Genomic DNA, 6,903 nt, shown 5'->3' on the forward strand with positions numbered 1-6,903 from the left:
GTAGCTGCCAGTGAAAGCGGGACATGCGCCTGCGGATTACGAATATTGAGCGCCAAACACAGGATGTTTACTAACTCAGCTTCGAATCCGCAGGTGCGCTTGAGTTCGTCAACGAACACTCAGGGTTTGCCGTCGCACCGGCTCACTATATCGCCTTCGCAGAACTCAAGCACGCACGTCCCTTTTTATACTCTAGCACTTCGGGAGGTTGACACGTGAAGCCTCGACCAGACAACGAATTCGCCGCCTTCGCGGTATCGACTGGGCGGATGCGAAACATGATATCTGCTTACAAGCCGCCGACAGTGGGCAGCGGGAGTTTGACGTCCTGCCTCATCGCCCCAAAGCCATCGAGGTGTGGGCTCTATCGCTCAAACAGCGCTTTCAAGGCCAGCCCATCGCCACGGTGGCGGGGAGAAACGCGTAACTACTTGTTATGCATGGCGGAGAGGGAGGGATTCGAACCCCCGGTGGGTTGCCCCACAACGGTTTTCAAGTGCGCAGCCGCAAAATTATTTGTTTTTTTATGTCAAGCACTTACATGCCTAATCCTTTGATACCTCGAAAAATAGCGTAACAATGATTAATCATGATGCATCATGATTAATCATATTGCGTCATTTTGGGTGTGACAAGGTTGTGACAAACAAGCGGGCTGGGGTGTGTATAGCTCCGATTTCTTGCCCATAGCCGTTCACCTTCCCGACACCTCATGTCTCACTTTACATCGTGTCCGGGGAAATCGGCGCTATACGTTATGGTGATGATGCGGTCATCTGCTGTCAGTATGAGCAGGACGCTCAGCGCATCACGAAAGCGCTAGCAGCCGCCTAGCCAAGTACCACCTCAAGCTTAATGAGGAGAAGACTCGGCGGGTGGGGTTTTCCAAGCAAGCCCAACGGCGGGGTGAGAAGCAGGATGGCTTTGACTTTCTCGGATTTACGTTTTACTTGGGCCGGTCGCGGCGTGGTGCCGTGATTCCCAAGCTGAAGACGAGCGGGAAGCGCTTGCGCAGTAAGCTCAAGCGGATGGGTGAATGGGCCCGCAAGGTGCGGAATGTGTTGCCTCAAAAGAACTATGGAACGTGTTCGCTGCCAAGTTGCGGGGACACATCCAGTACTATGCGGTGTCGTTCAATGGCAAGGCGGTGAATGAGTTCCACTGTCAAGCCAAGCGAATTCTGTTTCGCCATCTTAATCGCCGAAGCCAACGCAAATCCTTCAATTGGGAGCGGTGTGAACGGTTCGTCGCCAGTCACCCTCTCCCTGCGGTGCGGATTTGCCATGCGCTGTACTAATTCCATGCACCACGTGAACGAGGTTATCCTGAGCCCGTTGCCCTAATCGGGCACGGCGGGTTCTAAATGGGGGGAGCGCGGGCGACCGGCTCCTCTACCAGCCCCGATTTTTTTACGTCGAGTTGCGGAAGTCGGACTAGGCTTGACCCGCTTCGTGCGCCGGGCGCATGATCTGCCGTAACCCTTGTTGCGGAGCGCCCGCAAAACGCTGATCCGCTCGCCGAACGCGTCCAGAAGCCCCGGCCCGAGTCCGGGCAAAGGTGCGTGCGGCCGTCTCGCGGCAGGCTCGGCCGAGGAGTGGACTCCGACGACGGGCGGGTTGATTTTCTGATCGCTCGCGACGCTGTGGAAATCGAAAAGAACACGGTCTCCGACTTCTACCTGACGCAGGTAAAGCCTGTCTGTTGCGAATTATTGCTCCTATCCGGCAGCAGGCAGATAAAACATTCCATGGCAATGGCTGAGCCATTCGTACGATCGTTGCGGATGAAACCGCTTTCCCCGTCCCGTAGCCGTTCGGCGTTTCGCCCCGTAACCCGGTATGGCAACGGTGCTGGTTATAGTAGTCCCGGTACGCAAGGAGCTTCTGCTCAAGGTCTGGCCCATTCCAAAAGAATAGATGATCAAGATACTCGCGCCGCAGCGTACCGATTAGGCCTTCGACGAAAGGATGCGACTGAGGCACAAAGGGGACGCTCTTGATTTCTTCTACCCCAAGAATGCGTAGATTCGACAACCACCGATGGAAGCGGAACAGCGGATCGTTGTCGGTGGACACATACTTCGGCAAGGGGTGCTTGACGAGGGCGTGATTGAACATCCAACACACGGCAACCCCATCAACGTCTCCACGCGCAACGCCAAAACCGATGATCCGTCGCGTGAAGACATCAATTACTACCATGACCCAATAGCTTTGCAACAAGATTGACTCACAGCGAAAGAGATCGATACTCCAGAGGCTGTCTTTGGCATGACCGATAGCCGTCAACCAGGACACGCCGTCGCCGATCGAGTCGGGATGATAATGCTTCGCCAAAATGCGGCGGACGACATCTTTGTCGATCTCAATACCAAAGGCGTGCGAGATTTGCTCTGCAATCTTCCGACAACCCAAGCGGGGATTACGTCGTTTCATTTCAACGACCGCCGCAATGACTTCTTTCGTTGGCCCCTTGGGACCAGGACGGCCACGCTTTCGTGACGAATATAACCATCGATACTTACACCGTACCAAAGCTCGGTGAAACCGCGTGAAGCTGGAAGGCTTGAGAACGACAGCGCACTTTGCGAGGCGCTTCAGTGGGATCCAAGCAGCGCACAGACCAAAGATCAATCGATCCCACGGCGTCAATCTTGGCGCACGACGACGCGTCCGGTTTATCACTTGCAGTTGATGCTTCACCGCCAGTGACTCGGCCACTACCGCATGAAGTCCGCCGCGGCGGCAGAGCTTGACCAGCGTCGCGAGAAGGTGAGCAAGGAGGACGAAGAGTTCTCGCATGCCACTACCTTACCCACTCGGCTATGATTCACAAGACTGCAATCAACGTGGAATTTCTCTTAGAATTTGGAATTCGCCACAAACACCTTCGCGCCGACGCCGCAGCGCCACACCATGCTGGCCGTTGCCTCCGACGAGACCGGTGGAGCGCACAGGTCACCAGGGGGCAACCATGAGTGAGGCCGATGGGGCCACGCGGCAAGAAGATGCAGCACCTGATGATCGAAGCCAATTCGCTACATGCGAATCGGGGACGACCGCAATGATCCGCTTGTCCATCACCTCCTTGGCTATCACTGTCTCGCAATCGCGCCCGATGGAGTGACCTGAATAATCCACCACCACCAAATCCGCCTGGGCTAGCAGGTCGTGATCTTTCTTAGCAATGAACAGGGGGAGGTAACCGTGTGACTCGAACTTATCCTCCTCTTCGACACCCACGAACTGCTCCAAGAGGTCCAGATCCCGTTTCTCGGCTATACGGTGAAGCGCTGCCCGCGAGGCCACGATCTCTCCATGTGAACGGCCTGTAAATGGCATGGCGTAGAAAACCTTGGTGAAAGGCCTCAGCTCATAGAGCCTGAAGTCGACGGGATTCACCTCGACCGAAGGCTCGCTTGCCACTAATCGCCTCCGGTAACGATATTTCGTCGCCAATACCATGAAACGGTCCAAATCGGCAAAATCGGCTAAGCCAACCAAGATCCGCCCTCCGGGGGCAAGGTGAGCCGACGCTTCCGCGAGAAAGCGCTCCGTGTACATGTAGCCTGGGTCGAAGAGACCGCGTTCCAGGATGTTGCGATATCTATATTCCGGCGGCATATAGATGAACGGTAGATTCCAGTAGATTGCGTCGAACTTTTCGGCCTCGTCGATTCCGAAAAAGACGTCGCTGACCCTGGCCTCCAAATTTGTCACCCTGTTTAAGCGGGCGTTGTTCCGCGTGTTCTCTACCGCCTGCGGGTTGATGTCCACCGCCACGACTTCCCGTGCCCCACGCTTGGCGAGATACACTGCTGTAATTCCGGTCCCGCTACCGATCTCCAGGACCCGCTCTCCCACAACGCGCGGGAAATGCCGCGTGAAGACCTCCCAGCCGTGAAAGTGCTTGGGTGAAAACACGTTGGGGTGGACCTCGATCTCCAGCCCGAAGGCTTGGATGCGGTAAGGGAAGCGCTCGTTCTGACTCTCCGCGAGCACCATGACACTGGCTTCCGCTTGGTCAATCACAGTGCCGCATATTTGCGCTGCTATCATGGAAGTCGCCATGGTGACCTTACTCTCTTGGCATAATGTCGGCCGGACTAACCGGCCCATTTAGTAGGTCGAGCTTCCCGTACAGGTCGATCGTCGACTGCCATCCCTGAACGGTCTGCGTACCGTAATCACCCCCTATGAACTTGCAAACCTTTGCCCAGCTGGATTTGACATACTCTGAATTCTTCTCAGGAAACTCCTTCAAAAAAGAGGCCGTAGCGGCCTCACGGTTTGCGCAGCCCTTGCGGTACCCTAGCAACACCGCTTGTGTGATCCCTTCAATTAGCTTTGTGTCCTCCTCGTATGTCTTCCTTGACGTGATGACATTCAGACCATAGCCCTTTACACCATATTTATCCAGTAACAGCTGGAAAGTCTCATGCTCAAGAGCAAGTTGGGTGGGGCTAAGCTCAAAATAGTTCAGCACCGCATCCACTCTGCCTGCCAGTATCAGCGGTAAATCTGGCCCACTTATCGACACAACATTGACATCGTCCTTTTTTAAGCCGTTCAATTTCATGAAGGCATCAAACTCATTTCCCGTAATGCTTTTTGCATAGATGCCAACGGTCTTCCCAGCTAGATCCTTTGGATTCCGAACGCCCGCCTTTTTCAGACCAAAGACCGCTGTTGGCAACCGTCTGTATATAACGGCCGTTGATACGAGGCCGGCACCGCTGCTGTTAGCAATAACCGTCGCTCCACCGGACGACGTGCCGATCTTGTACTTACCGGCGGCAATTGCGGCGGCCGCCTCGTTTGCACCCCATGACTGCACCACCGATACATCCAGTCCCAGGTTTTTGAACGCACCGAAATGTTTTGCGTAATAGATACCGAGATAAGTCGGTTCCGCTTGCCAGTCAATAAGAAACTCGAGCGGCTTCAAGGACACTTGTTCCTGGCTTCTCCTATTGGCTGTCGTCTTCCCTTCCGCAGCGGAACGCTCCTGGGCACTCAATAGCGTCCCGACCATCAGTAAGGTTATGGCTAACAACAATCGGATGAGTCTCATCTTCTACTCCTGCCTAAACCGAGCCAACAATACATCCTGAAGAAAGCGAACACAGGCTAACGAGGTAATTCCAATCGCCGACAACACAACCAAGGCTGCAAAACTGCGTTCTAAGCGAAAGTTTGCTCCTGACGACACAATGACATGTCCGAGCCCTTCGTTTCCTCCCATGAACTCACCTAATACTGCCCCAATTAAGGCGAGCGGAACCGTTATCTTCAAGCCACCGGCGATAGGGTAGATCGCGTACGGTAGCCGACAGTGGATAAACTCTTGCCACTTTGAGGCACCCCAGTTTCTGACCAACTCGAGATATTCTCCACGGGAGTCGAGCAGGCTGTTCATTGTAATCACTGCCATCGGGAAAAATGATAAAAGCGCCGCATTGACTATTTTTGGTCCGTGCCCGAAACCTAACCAGACGACGATTAATGGTATCAGTGCTTCTCTGGGGAAGCTCTGAAAGATCACTAGGTACGGTTCGGCGAGCCATAGCAAGGTCCGAGAGTAAGCTATAAGCAGTCCTACCAACACGCCCAACGTAATACCAATTAATCCGCCTACGCCCATATTTATAAGGGTTGCCCCGGCCTCATGCGCGTAAACGTCATAGTCACTTACAAGTGTGGCGATTACCTTCCCAGGTGCCGGTAATACGTACTCCGGCATTTGGAGGATAAATACCAACATCTCCCAAATCGCTATGAGCACCAGCACGGAGACAGTGTATCTTGCGATATTCTTCGAGACGTTCACTGGTTAACCTTTACTCAACATTGCCTTACGTATCAGAGCCACAGAGCCTTCTATCCGTGGATCAACGACGGCGTTAATAGTGGCGGGCAATTGTCCGCTAAGGACCACGACCCGCGTGGCGTATTCACAGGCATCATGAAGGTCGTGGGTGACAAACAAGATGCTTGTGCCATGGGACTCTGCGAAGGAGAAGAGCCGCTCGGCAATCTCCTCTTTCACGTGTAAGTCCAGACCGGTGAACGGCTCATCCAACAGTAACACCTTAGGCTCCGCGAGCACGGCCTGGGCAAGGCTGGCCCGGCAGCGCTCCCCACCAGACAGGTTCTTGGGATATCTCTCTTTCAGGTGTAGCGCCGAGAACTCGCTGAGTACCCGGTCAACATCGAGCCCGTCCAGCAGCCCCCGTATCTGGGCGGCAAGCCTCAGATTTCCTTCAACAGTGAGCCAATGCAGAAGTGGAAAGCTCTGAAGTGTTCTGGCCAAATGCTTAACCAGCCAGTCTCGTTTTTGGGCATGCCCATCCAGGTGCACTGCCCCTCTTATCAACGGAATCTCACCAGAAATTGTCTTCAGAATCGTGGTCTTACCGCACCCAGAAAGACCCACAATGGCCACAACCTCCCGCTTGTCGATCGTAAGGTCCACCGGCCCGGCCACTATAGTGCCAGTAACCGAAAACGCCTTTCTCAATCTCGACCATCTTTTCGGGGCCAGATTGTTCTAACGGGCCAATCGCAGACCAAGCTGGCACGTGGAAGCCCTTAGCTGATTTCACGTTCAATTTCATTCGTTTGTCAATGCCAAAGTTCCCTACCACATGCGGTTAGGTCGGGCAATCAGTGTGCCATCACCTTCTCCTTACACGACGGAACAACAGACTTGATAGCTACTCAAGGCGTTACCTTGGGATGCGTCGATCTCGGCTTAACCAAATATATAGGTTGTTCGAGTATTTTCTAATTCAAAGATGAGTCTGAAAGAAGGTAGTAAAGCCTGGCCTCCTAGGGTGAAAGAGTACTGGCCTCCGGGGATAGCTGGGGGCGTCGGGAGCCTGGGCGGTGCGACGACTGTTCA

Annotated in this window: 6 protein-coding genes; 2 read left to right on the forward strand and 4 right to left on the reverse strand. The window is 54.1% G+C overall.

Features of this window, described 5'->3' with window-relative positions:
• Nucleotides 1-2,039 precede the first annotated feature (2,039 nt).
• On the forward strand, nt 2,040-2,228 hold the full coding sequence (locus M3436_08290; GenBank protein MDQ3564123.1) for a hypothetical protein: 189 nt from the start codon (nt 2,040-2,042) through the stop codon (nt 2,226-2,228).
• Between the two features lie 42 nt (nt 2,229-2,270).
• Nucleotides 2,271-2,501 carry a hypothetical protein gene (locus M3436_08295; protein ID MDQ3564124.1) on the forward strand — a complete coding sequence of 77 codons (231 nt, stop codon included), beginning with the start codon at nt 2,271-2,273 and terminating at the stop codon, nt 2,499-2,501.
• Nucleotides 2,502-2,957: 456 nt separating this feature from the next.
• Here the strand turns inward: M3436_08295 and M3436_08300 are convergent, their stop codons facing one another.
• From M3436_08300 to M3436_08315, 4 genes are read right to left on the reverse strand one after another with little or no spacing between them, the layout of a single operon-like run.
• Nucleotides 2,958-4,070, reverse strand: coding sequence for a methyltransferase (locus M3436_08300; GenBank protein MDQ3564125.1), 1,113 nt, complete (start codon nt 4,068-4,070; stop codon nt 2,958-2,960).
• 7 nt (nt 4,071-4,077) lie between these two features.
• Nucleotides 4,078-5,073 carry an ABC transporter substrate-binding protein gene (locus M3436_08305; protein MDQ3564126.1) on the reverse strand — a complete coding sequence of 332 codons (996 nt, stop codon included), beginning with the start codon at nt 5,071-5,073 and terminating at the stop codon, nt 4,078-4,080.
• A gap of 3 nt (nt 5,074-5,076) precedes the next feature.
• Nucleotides 5,077-5,829 (reverse strand): ABC transporter permease, encoded by a 753-nt coding sequence (locus M3436_08310; GenBank protein MDQ3564127.1) that lies wholly within the window; start codon nt 5,827-5,829, stop codon nt 5,077-5,079.
• Nucleotides 5,830-5,832: 3 nt separating this feature from the next.
• A complete protein-coding gene (locus M3436_08315; GenBank protein ID MDQ3564128.1) occupies nt 5,833-6,519 on the reverse strand; it encodes an ATP-binding cassette domain-containing protein in 687 nt (228 codons plus the stop codon).
• Nucleotides 6,520-6,903: the final 384 nt, after the last annotated feature.

This window comes from Pseudomonadota bacterium (assembly GCA_030859565.1).
In the GTDB taxonomy this organism is placed as follows: Bacteria; Pseudomonadota; Gammaproteobacteria; order JACCXJ01; family JACCXJ01; genus USCg-Taylor.

Bases quoted from the DNA above. Each gene is read 5' to 3' on its own strand.
- M3436_08290 (MDQ3564123.1), top strand. From the start codon at position 2,040: ATGGAAGCGGAACAGCGGATCGTTGTCGGTGGACACATACTTCGGCAA.
- M3436_08295 (MDQ3564124.1), top strand. From the start codon at position 2,271: ATGACCGATAGCCGTCAACCAGGACACGCCGTCGCCGATCGAGTCGGG.
- M3436_08300 (MDQ3564125.1), bottom strand. From the start codon at position 4,070: ATGGCGACTTCCATGATAGCAGCGCAAATATGCGGCACTGTGATTGAC.
- M3436_08305 (MDQ3564126.1), bottom strand. From the start codon at position 5,073: ATGAGACTCATCCGATTGTTGTTAGCCATAACCTTACTGATGGTCGGG.